The 14148-nt window shown below is 70.9% G+C and carries 11 protein-coding genes; 6 read left to right on the forward strand and 5 right to left on the reverse strand.

The genetic code is table 11. The features are described 5' to 3' along the window. Nucleotides 1-20: 20 nt before the first annotated feature. Nucleotides 21-1466 carry a pyridoxal-dependent decarboxylase gene (locus tag D7X30_RS14340; RefSeq protein ID WP_120563476.1) on the forward strand — a complete coding sequence of 482 codons (1446 nt, stop codon included), beginning with the start codon at nt 21-23 and terminating at the stop codon, nt 1464-1466. A gap of 8 nt (nt 1467-1474) precedes the next feature. Here D7X30_RS14340 and D7X30_RS14345 read toward each other — a convergent pair whose 3' ends face one another. Both D7X30_RS14345 and D7X30_RS14350 read right to left on the reverse strand, forming a co-directional pair. Beyond that, nucleotides 1475-2794, reverse strand: coding sequence for a carbamoyl-phosphate synthase (locus tag D7X30_RS14345; RefSeq protein WP_199724305.1), 1320 nt, complete (start codon nt 2792-2794; stop codon nt 1475-1477). Between the two features lie 303 nt (nt 2795-3097). Beyond that, complete coding sequence (locus tag D7X30_RS14350) at nt 3098-3916, reverse strand: class I SAM-dependent methyltransferase (RefSeq protein ID WP_120563477.1); 819 nt, start codon at nt 3914-3916, stop codon at nt 3098-3100. A 286-nt stretch (nt 3917-4202) separates the two neighbouring features. Between D7X30_RS14350 and D7X30_RS14355 the strand changes: the two genes are divergently transcribed. Next, nucleotides 4203-4811, forward strand: coding sequence for a hypothetical protein (locus tag D7X30_RS14355; RefSeq protein ID WP_120563478.1), 609 nt, complete (start codon nt 4203-4205; stop codon nt 4809-4811). A 130-nt stretch (nt 4812-4941) separates the two neighbouring features. Further along, the gene (locus D7X30_RS14360; protein ID WP_120563479.1) at nt 4942-5934 is read left to right on the forward strand and encodes a hypothetical protein; all 993 of its coding nucleotides are present in this window, start codon (nt 4942-4944) and stop codon (nt 5932-5934) included. Here the strand turns inward: D7X30_RS14360 and D7X30_RS14365 are convergent. Then, the gene (locus D7X30_RS14365; protein WP_120563480.1) at nt 5889-7481 is read right to left on the reverse strand and encodes an MBL fold metallo-hydrolase; all 1593 of its coding nucleotides are present in this window, start codon (nt 7479-7481) and stop codon (nt 5889-5891) included. The two genes, D7X30_RS14360 and D7X30_RS14365, sit on opposite strands and share 46 nt — an antisense overlap. A 122-nt stretch (nt 7482-7603) precedes the next feature. On the opposite strand from D7X30_RS14365, the gene D7X30_RS14370 reads away from it, so the two are divergent. Beyond that, nucleotides 7604-9451: an OPT/YSL family transporter gene (locus D7X30_RS14370; protein ID WP_120563481.1), complete on the forward strand. Its 1848-nt coding sequence runs from the start codon at nt 7604-7606 to the stop codon at nt 9449-9451. Nucleotides 9452-9705: 254 nt separating this feature from the next. Then, nucleotides 9706-10908, forward strand: a complete 1203-nt coding sequence (thrS, locus tag D7X30_RS14375; RefSeq protein WP_120563482.1) for a threonine--tRNA ligase — start codon at nt 9706-9708, stop codon at nt 10906-10908. A gap of 72 nt (nt 10909-10980) precedes the next feature. Here the strand turns inward: thrS and D7X30_RS14380 are convergent, their stop codons facing one another. After that, nucleotides 10981-11400: a CBS domain-containing protein gene (locus D7X30_RS14380; RefSeq protein ID WP_120563748.1), complete on the reverse strand. Its 420-nt coding sequence runs from the start codon at nt 11398-11400 to the stop codon at nt 10981-10983. A 218-nt stretch (nt 11401-11618) separates the two neighbouring features. Between D7X30_RS14380 and msrB the strand changes: the two genes are divergently transcribed. Then, nucleotides 11619-12041, forward strand: a complete 423-nt coding sequence (msrB, locus tag D7X30_RS14385; RefSeq protein ID WP_120563483.1) for a peptide-methionine (R)-S-oxide reductase MsrB — start codon at nt 11619-11621, stop codon at nt 12039-12041. Between the two features lie 146 nt (nt 12042-12187). Here msrB and D7X30_RS43810 read toward each other — a convergent pair whose 3' ends face one another. After that, entirely contained in the window at nt 12188-13687 is a 1500-nt protein-coding gene (locus tag D7X30_RS43810) for a GntR family transcriptional regulator (protein WP_370051383.1), read from the reverse strand. Nucleotides 13688-14148 lie beyond the last annotated feature (461 nt).

Raw genomic sequence — 14148 nt, forward strand, 5'->3', positions numbered from 1 at the left:
TCCTGAAAGGGCCTCTCCCCGTGAGCCTGCGTCGTCGCCTCGTTGGAACCGCCAAGCGCCAGTTGAAGCAGACCCTGGGGCCCGTCGTGCAGCGCGCGATGGCCCCCGCGCGCGCCTTCCTCCCCCCGGAGACGTGGGGCCTGGAGTCCCGCGGCGGCCAGGGCCTCTTCCTGGAGGGCGTGTCGCTGTCCCAGCTGGCCCATGAGTACGGCTCGCCGCTGCACGTGGTGCACCTGGCGGCGCTGCACCGCAACGCGGACGCGTTCCAGGCGGTGCCCCCGGGCGCGGCGGGCGGCTGCGAGGTGTATTACTCGTACAAGACCAACCCCGTGCCGGGCGTGCTGTCCGCGCTGCACGCGCGCGGCGTGGGCGCGGAGGTGATTTCCGCCTATGAGCTCTGGCTCGCGCTCAAGCTGGGCGTGGCGCCGGAGCGCATCGTCTACAACGGCCCGGTGAAGTCGGACGCGTCCATCCGCGAGTCCATCACCCGGGGCATCGGCCTGCTGGCCGCGAACCACCGCGAGGAGCTGGACGTCTTCTCACGCCACGCGGCGGAGCTGGGCAAGCGCCCGCGCGTGGCCGTGCGGGTGACGACGATGTCGGGCTGGACGTCGCAGTTCGGCACGCCCATCGCGGGAGGCCAGGCGATGGCGGCGTACCGGCAGGCGATGGCCTCCGGGAACCTGGACGTGGTGGGCCTGCACGCGCACCGGGGCGAGCTGATCCGCACGGAGGCGGAGCTGGAGGGCTTCGTCGGCGCGGTGCTGGACTTCGCGGACGAGCTGCACCGCGAGCTGGGGTTGGACCTGGAGGTGCTGGACCTGGGCGGCAGCCTCTGCACGCCGACGGTGGAGCACATCGAGCAGCGGGACTGGCGGCTCAACCTCACCTTCCAGCGCGACCTGCCCGCGCCGGACTTCGCGGCGGCGCTCTCCATCGAGCGGTACGTGGCGAAGGTGGTGGCCCAGGTGGAGGCGCACTACGCCAAGAAGGGCCGCAAGCGCCCGCGCATCTTCCTGGAGCCGGGCCGCGCGATGACGGGCAACACGCAGCTCCTGCTGGGCCGCGTGCATGCGCTCAAGGATGGCGGCGAGCGGACGTGGGCGGTGCTCGACATGGGCATCAACCACGCCGAATGCGTGCGCAACGAGTACCACCAGCTCTTCCACGTGGAGCAGCCGGCCGCGCCCGCGCACCGGGCGTACACGGTGGTGGGCCCCATCTGCACCCCGGCGGACACGCTGTACCACGCGGTGCGGCTGCCGGAGCTGAAGGTGGGCGACACGCTGGCCATCATGGACGCGGGCGCGTACTTCGTGCCCTTCGGCACGTCCTTCTCCTTCCCGCAGCCGGCCATCGTGGGCGTGGAGGGCGGGAAGGTGCGGCGCCTGCGCCGGGCGGAGACGCACGAGGACCTGATCACCTTCGATGATCCGGTCCCCGCGGCCCCTCGCGCCGCGGGCTGACGGCCCTTTTAGCGGTTGAAGACCATCATCCGCAGGAAGGCGCGGGGGTGGCGCGCGGCCCCGTAGGAGATGGTGGCCAGCTCCACCGCCGCGGGCATCATGTCGTCCCGGTCGATGAGCGGATCCACCGCCGTCGCCTTGTGGGTGTTGAACCACTGCCGCCACTGCCGGGCCTCGTCCGCCGGCAGCGCGCCGGACAGCCGCTGGAGGTTGAGCAGCATCTCCAGCGCGATGCGGTTGCAGAACACCGCGTCCTCGTGCGCGGCGCTGGCGTCGCGCGCGTCCTCCACCGCGCGCTTGAGCGCGTCCCGGTCCCCGGTGGCCGCGTGGTACGCGAGCAGCGGCAGGGGCAGCCCCCGCGCGATGTCGAAGCCCATCTGCCCGTAGAAGCGCGGGTTGAAGTCGATGAGGAGGTACGAGTCCTTCGTCTGGATGAACTCCACCTCGAAGACGCCGTGGTAGCCCAGCTTCTTGCACAGCCGGGTGAGGCCCGCGACCAGGTCCGGGCGCAGCGGCGAGGACTCGAAGCAGACACCCACGCCCAGGCGGCGCGGACGCTGGAGGACCTTCATCGCGGCGCGGGCCTCGAAGAGCTCGCCGGACTCATCCACGAAGCCGGAGAGGCTGTAGATGCCCTCAGCGGCCTCCGGGTGGAACTCCTGCACCATGGGGTTCACCACGGCCGGGTCGAACTTCACGAGCATGGGCGCGTAGGTGTCCCGCGCGAACTCGCGGTACTCGCGCGCCAGGTCGTCCGGCGAGGACACCGGCTGGCCCTTGCGGTGCGTGGCGTGGAGGATCTGCGTGGTGGGCTTGAGCAGCACCGGGAAGTTCGCCTCGCGGCGCACCTGCTCCAGGTCCTCTTCCGACTGGGGGAACCAGGTGCGCGGCAGGTGCAGGCCCACCTCCGTGCCCACTTCGTAGAGGCGGCGCTTGTTGAGCAGGCCGTACACCGCGTCCACGCCCGGGTCGTAGAGGTGGAAGAGGTCCTCCAGCTTGGAGCGGTGCGCGGAGATGAGCCACGCCAGCTCGTCGCTCGTCGGGTAGAGCACGTGCTTGACGGGCTCGCGCAGGCCGAAGTCCACCAGCCACTGGAGGAAGGCCTCCGGCTGGGACTCCGGCGGGCACTGCACGCGGCGGCTGACGAAGCGCGAGTAGCTGGCCGGCCCCAAACGGCCGGTGTCCGCCACCGTCACGTCCACGCCGTGGCGGCCCAGACAGCGGGCGGCGGCCAGGGTGCCGTAGAAGTTGGCGGAGAACAGCAACGCGGGGGGCCGGGCCGCGATGACGGCCGCGGGGGCCTCATCGGAGTAGGCGGCCTCTTCCATCTCTTGCTCCAGTTTCGCGGGGTCGGCCTCGCGGCGCGCGCGCGCGGAGGAACGACGGGATTGGCGGTGGGGACGCTGCGCGAGACGACCCCCTCCAAGCTCGGAGGTCGACGGGCCGGCGGCGGACGAGGTGCTTGCCATCAGCCCCGCGGCGAGAAGCGTCAGAAGGTGCCTGTTCATGTCGAGCCGTCTGCCTCTGGCGAATCGGGGGGCCGCCGGAAGCTGAATTCCCGACAGAATACCTTTTCCAGCGGCGCTTGGGACCGGCACCCGCATGATTGCACCCCCAAGGAGTGAGCGGGCTCAGGCCGGAGTGCCACCGGGCGGGCTCCAGCGCAGGAATCCTTGGGTCAAGAGCCACGCGTCGGTGGCGACCCCTGGGGTCGTTCTCGCGAGGCGCACGGCGGACTCTGAGAAGGCGTCCGGGGGCGAGGTGTGTCCTTGCGCGCGCACGGCCTTCCATGCCGCCTCCCACGCCTGGAAGAAGGCGTGCATGGGGTCGCCAGGGCGGACGCGGCGGCGCAAGTCGCGGGGCAGCCAGTCGCGCAGGAGCAGCGGCGCGAAGCCCCGGGAGAAGTCGGTGTGGAAGAGGAGGCCCTCGCGCGCGGGGGCTTCCGTTTCCGGCGTCCGGCGCAGCAGGTGGGCCACCAGCACCGCGCCGTCCGTGTCGGAGGAGCCTTCCACCAGGAGCCCGCCGGGCAGCAGGTGCCGCGACATCGCGCGGTGGGCCTCCGGGATGCGCTCCGGCGCTCCCTGGCGCAGGAGGTTCATGGCGCGCACCATGCGGGCGGGTTCGTCCGGTGACAGCGGGAGCGCGAAGCCGCCCTCGCGGAAGTGCGTGCGCGCATCCGCGTGGTTTCGCGCGGCGGCCGTGGCGCGCTCGGGGTCCAGCTCCACGCCCACCACGGGCAGCTCCGGGTTCAACGCGCGGAAGGCGGCGGCGCTCTCCAGCGTGGTCCACGGGTGCTCACCGAAGCCCACGTCCACGAAGGCGGCGCGGACCCAGGGGCCATCGTCACGCGTGAGCAACGGGGCCTCGAACTGGCACAGGTACGCGTCCAGTGCGCGCAGACGCCCCCGCGCGGTCCTCCCCCGGGTGCGGGTATCCAGCTCCTGAGCCATGGGCACGACTTCGGCGCTCCGGGCAGGGGACGTCAAGGACTCCTCGCCGGTTGTAGCGCGGGACGTCATTGTCGGGCCCGCGCCGTAACACGTCATGTCACAGCCATTGTCTCAAACATTGTTACAGCCGGGGGTTTCCCCTCTGGAGCCGGATGGGACGCGGCTATGAAAGGGATTGGCATCGCTACTGCACAAGGGAGCCGCCGGTGTCGGAGTCCGTGACATCCGTGACCGCAGTCCCCTCCAAGAGATTGGTTCCCCGTCCCCCATGATTACTTCCCGTTTCATGCGCTCCTCCCTCGTTGCCGCCCTCCTCCTCTCCGGCTCCGCCTTCGCGGGCGAGTCCCGGTACGCGTCGGCCGCCGCGGCCGCCTGCACCGAGCTCAAGACCGAGTTGGTGCAGGGCGCGAAGGAGCAGGGCGTCGCGCTCAACGAGGAGGAGATCGGCACCCTCACGACGGACAAGGCCACCGTCGTGGCGACGAGCATCGCGGGCTACGAGAAGGTCCCCGCCACGGAGTACGAGAAGGGCGTGGACGCGGCCTTCGTCTACATCGACGCCGAGGAGGCGGGCATCCCGGCGGGCCACTACCGGGTGAACGTCCGCGCCAGGCCGGAAGACATCCAGGTGGGCAAGTACAAGGCCATCGCCACCCTCATCGACAAGGACGGCAAGGAGGTCGCGCAGCGCGCGACGGTCATCGAGACCTTCCCCTCCGCGGTGAAGTCCGCGCGCTACGGCTCGCCGATGAGCGTGGGCATCCAGCAGCAGACCATCAACGACTGGAACCTCACGCGCTTCCGCAAGACGATCATCGTCGTCATCGTGCACTCGTGGGGCGTCACGGTCATCGACCTGTTCGGCACGGACTACAGCAGCTACTACGGCTTCTAGTCCCGCGCTCCGCCGCCGGGAGCCTCGTGGGTTCCCGGCGGTGCGATTTTCGTCCCATCCGCGGCGCACCTAGAGTGCAGGGCTTGTGAGCCCCTCGTCCGCGTCCTGTCCCCGCTGTGGCGCCCCCCGCGTGACGGGGCCCGAGTGCCCGGCGTGCGGCGTCATCTACCTGCGAGCCGAAGTACGCGCCGCCACCCGTCAGGCCGAGGCCCGTGACCGCGAGGCCCGCGAGGCGGCCCAGCGGGAAGCCGAGGACCAGCGGGCCGCCCTGCGCGAGGCGCTGGAAGCCCACACCGTCCCCACGTTCGTCTCGCCCCTGGTGGCGGCGCAGCCCACGCCGGAGGCGGCCACGGAGGGCATCACCTTCCACCCGGACGAGGGGCTGAGCGACGGTGCCCTGGAGGCGCGGCTGCGGCTGGCGGTGCTTCCCGTGGCGCTCGTCGGAGCGTGGTTCGCGGTCCAGTCGCCCTTCTTCCACTTCCTGATGCGCACCTTCCTCACCATGCCGGTGCATGAGCTGGGGCACGCCGTCACCGCCTGGTTCTGCGGCTACACCGCCACGCCCACGTTCTGGGTGACCCACGTGTCGCAGGAGCGCTCGACGTCCATGGTCATCCTGCTGTCGGGCCTGCTGGGCGCGCTCGTGTGGCAGGGCTGGAAGCGCCGCCGGTGGGCGTGGATGGGCGTGGGCGTGGTGCTGCTCGCGGCGCTCGGGGCGGGCAGGTTCGGTCTCACCCCTACCCAGGCTCGCGCCCTCATCTACTTCGGCGGCGACGCGGGCCGGATGGTGCTGGGCACCCTGCTGATAACCACGTTCTTCGTGCCGCCGGGCCACTACCTCCACCGGCATCAACTGCGCTGGGGCTTCGTCGTCATCGGCGCGGCGGCGCTCATGGACAGCTTCGAGACGTGGTGGTCGGCCCGCACGAACGTGGACCGCATCCCCTTCGGCCGCGTCGAAGGCGCGGGCCTCAGCGACCCCAGCGCCCTGGTGGACGTGTACGGATGGAACGTCAGCCGCGCCATCCACTGGAACGTGAACGTGGGCCTCGCGTGCCTCGCCGTGCTGGCCGCGCTCTACCTCGTCTCCCTCTGGCGTGTCCGCGACGTGCTGCGCGGCTGAGGCGCGGCCTCGCGCCAGTTGCCGAACGGCCACTCGAAGCCCGGCGTGCTCAGCACCTCCGGCTTCCGCGCGCCCCGCCAGCGCAGGGCCTCGCCGGGCCGCAGGAGGAGCGCCTCGGGCCCCTCGCCCCGAGCCTTGCGCACCTCGGCCAGCCGCTCCGGATACGGGTCCGCGTCCGGGTTCTCGTCCATGTTGCTCGCGCCCTCGACGGGCTCGCCCGGATAGCCGTCGTAGCGAGGCCCCATGCCCTCGCGCCAGTACCAGGGGGCGCCGCCGTCCGCGCAGGGCACCACGTAGCGGGCGCCCAGGAGCGCGCCGTAGCGCAGCGCCTCCTCCGGGCCCGCCATCAGGCGCTGCGGCGTGGTGAGCGCGTCGCGCGGCACGTTGACGAGGAACGCATCCAGCGTGGTGAAGCCGAAGAAGATGGGCGGCAACCGGAAGCCGCGCACGCCGCAGAAGAGCACGTCCACCGGGCCCTGCTGCTTGCGCACGCGGCGGCACACCGCGGCCATGTCCCCGCGCACGTCATGGCCCGCGTCCGCGAAGAAGGCGGCGGAGAAGTCCTTCGAGCGCACGAGCCACGTGTTGCCCTCGTTGTAGAGGTCCGGGTGGGGCCCCTCGCCGTCGGTGGGCTGCTCGCCGTGGAAGGGCAGCGCGTGCACCGTCACGTCGCCCACCTGCCGCGTCTCGCCCCAGCGAAGGGGCTCCACGTGCGTGAAGCCCAGCTGCTTCAGCCGCAGCGCGCAGTCCGTGGAGAAGAGGCTTTCGCGCGCCACCGCGGGCACGAAGATGCGCGTGTCGCGAGGCAGGGGCAGCAGCGAGCCCAGGTGGAAGTGGTCCCCGTGCGAATGGGTGATGACCACCGCGTCCACCCGGCCCAGGTCCGACGCCTGCAACGCGCCATAGCCGGGCAGGTCCGCTTCGCCCGTGGGGCGGAAGTACGGATCCACCAGCACGCGCCCTTCCCTGCCCGACACCAGCACCGTGTTGTGCCCCACGAAGAGGGCCCCTGGTCCCGGCACGTCCACCGGCCCCATGTGGCGCACGAGCCAGCCGGCCTGCGACAGGTCGCCGAGCAGCTCGCCCACGACGGGCACGGTGGCCAGCGCGCGCAGCTCCTCCCGGGTCGCGCCACGAGCGAGCGACGCGAACAGGTCCGCCACCACGGGCCAGTCCTTCGCGCGCACCGGCACGTCCAGCCCCAGTGAGTCCTGGCGCAGGTGCAGCACGCGCGGGCGGTGGCGCAGCGGATCCGGGAAGAGGACGTCCTCGCGGAGCACTCGCCGGCCCATGCGCCGCTTCGTGCCCTGGCAGAGCGCGGCGTAGCGAGGCGTGTCCTCCAGCCAGCGGATGAGCGCGTCCGCTTCGCGCAGGGCACCCTCGCGGCCCAGCGCGGCGATGTGGCGCTTCAGCGGCACCTGCGCGCGGCGCACGGGGCGCGCGGTGGGCCCCTGGATGCTGCACCCCAGGTCCTCGTGATGGTCGGCCTCCGTGCGGGCGGAGGCGAGGACGGCCAGGCTGACGCCGCGGTGCAGGGTGAGTCGCATGCGTGCGACGTCGCATGGCGCCCTGCCCTTCGCAAGGGCTTGCGCTTGCGACCGGCCGCCGGGCTGCCCGCGACCTCGCGGGTTGTGGGCGCCCCATGGGGCCGGTACCCTCCCCCGCACCCATGGCCCACCCCGCCGAGCCGCTCCCGCCGGAGCCTTCCGCCCCCCTGTCCTCCGTGCCCGACGTCGTCGCGCCGCGCTTCCGCTTCCTGCCCGCGGTGGGCACGTGGAAGTACCACCTGCTGCTCGCGTCGGTGGCCATCCTCTTCCTGGGCCCGCTGGGCGGCGTGGCCGCGTCGTACATGAACTTCAGCCTGGGCTTCTTCGTCGCCAGCCAGGTGCTGTCCGGCATCCTCGGCAGCGTCGTCACCTACGGCTACGGCGCGGAGGGCAAGCACGGCGCCAACTACATGCAGACGATGGCCGCGTCGGTGGCCTCGCTGTGCGCCATGTCCGTGCTGATCCAAGCCATGGTGTGGCTGGGCATGCCCCAGCCGCCCGCGTGGCAACTGATGCTCTTCGTGGGGTGCGTGGGCATGTTCGGCGTGGGCGTGGGCATGCTCTACACGCCGCTGCTCGTGGACCGGCTCCAGTTGGACTACCCGTCCGGCTACGCGGTGGCCAACATCCTGCGAGCGCTCACGGACAAGCGCCTGCTCAAGGCCTCCATCGCGAAGCTGGGCGGCGGCACCGGCCTGGGCATCCTGGCCGCGTGGCTCACGGAGAAGTTCGCCGCCATCGCCGCGCTGAGCGTGAGCAGCTCCACGGTGGGCGCCGGCATGGTGGTGGGCAGCCGCATCACCGTGCCCGCCATGCTCATGGGCCTCACCGGCTACGCCATCACACCCTATCTGCAAGGCATCGGGTGGCTGGGGCCGAATGATCCGTACCGGAAGATTGGCTTCCTCATCTCGCTGGCGATGATCTGCGGCGCGGCGCTGGTGGACCTGGCGCTGCTCGCGGTGCAGGCGGTGGACCGCATCCGGGGCCGCGCGCAGGCTCCCGCGGACACCGAGCCCGCGTGGAAGAAGGTCAACGTGCCCCGGCTCATCGCCTGGGTGGTGGGCTGGGGCGCGGCGGTCGTCGTGGTGGCCACGCAGGTGCTGCACCAGCCCGCGGGCTTCATCATCTTCGGGCTCGCGCTGTCGCTCCTGTTCGTGCTCATCAACGGCATCGCCTACGGCATCAGCGACAACAACCCCATCTCCAGCGCCTTCGTGATGTCGGTGCTGCTGATGTCGCTGCTGGGCCTGAAGGATCCGCTGGTGGGGCTGATGGCGTCCTCCATCCTGCTCATCTCCACGTCGGTGGGCTGCGACATGCAGCAGGACCGCTCCACCGGGTGGCGCCTGGGCACCAACCGCGTGGTGCAGTTCCGCTACCAGGTGCTGGGCATCTTCATGGGCGCGGTGCTGTGCGTGGTGCTCGCGCGGGTGTTCATGGGCGCGTACCCGGTGCTGTCCGTCAACCAGTTGGACCACCCGGACGTGAAGGTGGCCCAGTGGAGCTCCGCGATGACGTACAAGTTCGTGGGCGCCATCCGCGACCTGGGCACGCTGTCGGCGCACAAGGTGACGGCGCTGCTCGTGGGCCTGTCCATCGGCTTCACGCTGGAGGTCATCCGCAAGGTGGTGCGCCGCCGCCCCGCGTACCTGAGCTACGTGCAGGGGTCGCGCACGGGGTTCGGCGTGGGCTGGGGGATGGATTCGCTGGTGCTGGCCAGCCCCTACGCGCTCGCGTTCGGCGGCTTCATCGCGCTGCCCGCGGCCATCTGGTTCGGCGTGGGCGGCATCCTCACATCCCTCTTCAACACCGTGTCCAAGCGCTTCCGGAAGGAGCCCGCGCCCGGCGAGGCGGTGCTGCCGGAGGACATGAGCACCATGTCGCTGGTGGGCGGCGGCCTCATCGCGGGCGAGTCGCTCTTCTACCTCTTCGTGGGCCTCGCCGGCCTGCTGGCCCTCTTGGGCTGACGCGTCCTGTCCCGGAGCACGGCTTGACTTTCCGTGCATCCGGGAGCACTTCTTGTCCCGTGAACCTCGTCATCAACACCACCGCGACCACGACCACCACCGCTTCGGCGGGCGTGGGTGCGGTGCGCGTGTCGGTGTCCTGACGAGCGCACGGTTTCCCGCCCCGCCGAAGTCCGGCCGGGGCGACCGTGCAACCTCACACGCCCCGTGTCCGGCCCCGGCTGCTTCATCCCGACCGACACACGGAGACGACAATGCTTGATGAACACGACCACCGCGCGCTGGGCCAGCGCCTGGACCTCTTCCACCTGCAGGAGGAGGCCGCGGGCATGGTGTTCTGGCACCCGCGCGGACTGATGCTGTACCGGTTGCTGGAGGACCACGTCCGCCAGCGCATGCTCGAGGAGGGCTACCGCGAAGTCCGTACGCCGCAGCTGTGCTCCCAGCCGCTCTGGGAGCAGAGCGGCCACTGGGAGAACTTCCGCCAGAACATGTTCTGCCTGCCGGAGGGCGACCGGCACCTGGCGTTGAAGCCGGTGAGCTGCCCCGGCCACATCCAACTGGTGCAGCGCATGGCGCCCAGCCACCGCGACCTGCCCCTGCGTCTGGGGGAGTTCGGGCTGGTGCACCGCAGCGAGCCCAGCGGCGCGTTGCATGGGCTGTTCCGCCTGCGCCAGTTCACGCAGGACGACGGCCACATCTTCTGCGCGGCGGAGCAGGTGGAGGCGGAGGTGATCCGCTTCGTGCGCTCGCTCAAGGCGTTCTACGCGGGCTTCGGCTTCGACGACGTGCAGGTGGCCTTCTCCAGCCGTCCGGCGATGCGCGCCGGCGGTGACGCGCTGTGGGACCAGGCGGAGGCGTGGCTCCAGTCCGCGGCGAAGCAGGCGGGCCTCCAGTACGAGGACCAGCCCGGCGAGGGCGCCTTCTACGGGCCCAAGCTGGAGTTCGTGCTGAAGGACCGGTTGGGCCGTGCGTGGCAGTGCGGCACGATCCAACTGGACCTGGTGCAGCCGGAGCGCTTCGACCTGCACTACGTCGGCGCGTCCGGAGAGCGCCTGCGTCCGGTGATGCTTCACCGCGCGCTGTTCGGCAGCCTGGAGCGCTTCATCGGCGTGCTGCTGGAGCACCACGGGGGCGCGCTACCGGCGTGGCTCGCGCCCGAGCAGGTGGTGGTGGCCTCCGTGGGAGCGGGGGCCGCCGCGTACGCGCAAGAACTGGCGGCGCGGCTGCGGCGGGCCGGCTGCCGCGCGCGGGCGGACGTGCGGGACGAGTCCCTGTCGAAGAAGGTCCTGGGCTCGCACGAGGACGGCGTGCCGTTCCTCGCGGTGGTGGGTGGCCGCGAGGTGGAGTCGAAGGGCGTCCGCCTGCGCCAGCGCGATGGTTCCCAGCGCGACCTGCCCTGGGATGACGCCGTGGCGTGGCTGTCCGCCGCGTGTCAGCCAGCCGTGGCGGGCTGAGCGTCAGCACGTGAGGCACCGGCCCGGTGCTCCCTTCCCGTATGCGAAGGGGGCGCCGGGCCTTCCGTGGGTTCAGGAGTAGAGGCTCAGGTATTCCAGCGGCTCGCCGGGCCGCAGCAGAGTGAGGGACTCGGAGGCGACGTCGTCCAGGCGGAGGAGTCCCACCGCGTGGTGTTCCGCGTCCACGACCACCAGGCGGTCCAGGTGGTGCTGCTCCATCAGGCGCTCGCCGGCCTCCAGTGGCGCGTCCTCCGGGCAGGTGACGAGCGGGGCTGTCATCGCCTCGCGCACGGTGGTGACGTCGGGGTCATGTCCGTGGACCGTGGAGCACAGGGAGAGCTCGGAGTCAGTGAGCAGTCCCACCACCCGGCCGTGCTCCGTGACGGGCAGCGCCCCCAGGCAGGCGGTATCCAGCCGCTCGGCGGCGGAGCGCAGGCATTCATCCGCGTCGATGGTCTTCACGTCCCTCTGCATCAGCTCCGAAATCCGCATGGGCAGAACCTCCTGGCGACGCGCGCCCCGCGTCTCGGAGCAGTACAACCGGCGCACGGACATCCAACCCATTGTCCTGAAGGCCCGCCGCTCCGTGAGGAACAGAACCAGGGCGCCGGCCCCCTGCCTGCCCGCCTGGTATAGGGTGCGACGCGAAGGGCTGCGGTGCATCCAAGGCCGTGCTCCGGGCCCAAGGCCCGAAACGTGGAGGAGGACCCATGGCGGACAAGCTCATTCTTTCCAACGACGAGTGGCGCAAGCGCCTCACCCCCGAGGAGTTCCAGGTGCTGCGTCAGCACGGCACCGAGTACCCGGGGACGGGCTGTTTCCTCGGCACCAAGACTCCGGGCACCTACGTGTGCGCGGGCTGCAACAACCCGCTGTTCAAGGCCGGGACGAAGTTCGAGTCCGGCACCGGATGGCCGTCCTTCACCCAGACGCTGTCGGAGGACTCCGTCACGGAGATCCGCGACGTGTCGCACGGGATGGTTCGCACCGAGGTCCGCTGCGCGCGCTGCGACGGCCACCTGGGCCACGTGTTCCCGGACGGCCCGCCGCCCACGGGGCTGCGCTACTGCATGAACTCCGTGGCGATGAAGCACGTCCCCGAAGGCAACCCCATCGAGCTGGTCCGGGCCTGATCAGGTCGCCAGAAGTGCGTTGGCACCTCCGGTCACGGAAGCGCGGCTCGGCCGGAGGCATCCGGGGTCCCCGGCGCATGCGCTCCATCTTGGGGGAGACGATGCGGAAGTTTCGGGAGACAGCGAACGCGAAGAGCGGTCGTCGCTCACGAAGCAACGGGGCCCCGTGAATGAACAATGGAGCCCCAGAGGCGAGCGGCCCACCGGCCCCAAAGAGCCCTGGAGTCCACGAAGCGGCTCGCCCACCTTACGAACCGCCACGCGGATGGGTCCGAGGAAGCCGGTGGGTGGAGCCTCGCATTGCTGGGAGCCCCTTCCTGAGACGAGGCGCCCAAACCTGTCCGACAGTCGGGCAGGTTTCCCAAGACCGCGTCCGTCACATTCCTTCCGACGCACTCTCCACCCGGAGCACAGGGCACGAACGCTGGGGCGGCTGGAGGCAACAGCGCCCCACTGTCCGGCTCCAAGGGAAAGGACGCTCCATCGGGGCGAGGTGCGACCCCAGAAGCCCCGGTGCATGGAGCGACGCAGCAACCGGGGCCACGCGCATCCACGAGGAGACGTGCCCCAAGTGCATTCTCCTGCTCAACGGATGACGCCAGGCGGCCAGGTCCACGCGCCTCGAAGGAGGGACGTGCCTCCGGCGCCTCGTCTCGCTCGGAGGCTGCCGTAGGGCAGCCGGCGGGCCCCTCCTCGATGCCGGGGCGTGCCTCCAGCATCTCGTCATGCGCGGCTGACGCAGGGCGGCCGGCGTGCCCCTCCTCGATGCCGGGGCGTGCCTCCAGAATCTCGTCCTGTGCGGTGGCTGGCGTACGGCGACCGACGTCACCCTCTTCGATGCCGAGGTGTGTCCCCAAAACATCGTTCTGGTGAGTGACTGATGCGGAGGCCCCGAGGGGGCCCTCTTGGGTGAAGTGGGCCTCGGGGGACGCAGGTTCCTGGGGAGCAGGTGCGAATGCGTTCAGCACGAGCTCATCGCGAGCCTTCAGCAGTGCCGGCAGCTCGTTCTGAAGTGCCTGCACGTCGCGCTCGTGCAGGATCGCCGTCACGCGGAGGGCCCACTCGCGCAGCGCCTCTCCGCCCATGAGCGGCAGCAGTTGGGCTGCGCCTCCCAGGAATGCCCGCTGCAGGGACTGAACGAGGAGCACGTGCCCGGGACGCGCCGCCACCCGCGCTGCATGCCGCAGCAACTCGAATTCCACCTGGGCGCAGGTTGCCCCCGACTCCCAGCGCGCCGCGTCCTGGAGCTGGAAGCACGTGCTCCCCAGCCGGTCCAGGTCGAGGTCCGAGGCCCTCGCGCAGCAGTCGGCCAGCAGTTCCACCAGCACCTGCCGCTTGAGGCTGAAGTAGCCCTCCAGAAGCCACCGGGCATCCGGGTTGCTCGCGTCATGCAGCGCCAGGCCCAGGTTCTCCAGCGTCAGCGACTCATCCAGCGCCACCGCGAGAGTCCTTCGTCCGGGGCACTGAACCACCAGCCCCCGTGCGGCCAGCCGCCGCAGCGCCTCACGGAGGGTGCCCCGGCACACGTCATAGCGGCGCGCCAGCTTCGCTTCGGAGCCGAATTGCCCACTCGGGTGCAGCCGCCCCAGCGCGATATCGCGCTCGATTTGCGCCTCCACATAAGCCACGAGTCCGCCTCGTCCCATCCCCATTCCCCCTCCTCGTCCCAGCATCGCCATCCAACCACAGGGGTCTGACATGGACGTGCGGGCCCACCCTCCGCGTCGATTGTCGGGCGAGCGCGCTCCCGGGCCGCATGGGGCGAAAACCTGTCCGACAGTCGGACAGGTTTTGAGGCAACCGCCCCCGGGCGGGCGACCCTATCCGTGCCCCACCTTGGCGTTTGCGCACGCATGACTCGCGCCCCTGCCGGACCGGTGCGGCCTCGGGGCTCATGCGGCGGAAACTTGTCCGTCTGTCCGACAAGCAAACCGTCCTCGTCACCGGCCGGGCCGGCTCGGGCTGGTGCCTCATGCGGTGGAAACCTGTCCGACTGTCGGACAGGTTTTGAGAGAACCTGGCCCAGGAGGCACCTCTGTGCGTGTCCCTCGTTGACGTTTGCGCATGCACGACGTCGATCACCTACCGGGACAGGCGCGTCCTCGGG

The organism is Corallococcus sp. AB011P, from assembly GCF_003611605.1.
Classification (GTDB): Bacteria; Myxococcota; Myxococcia; order Myxococcales; family Myxococcaceae; genus Corallococcus; species Corallococcus coralloides.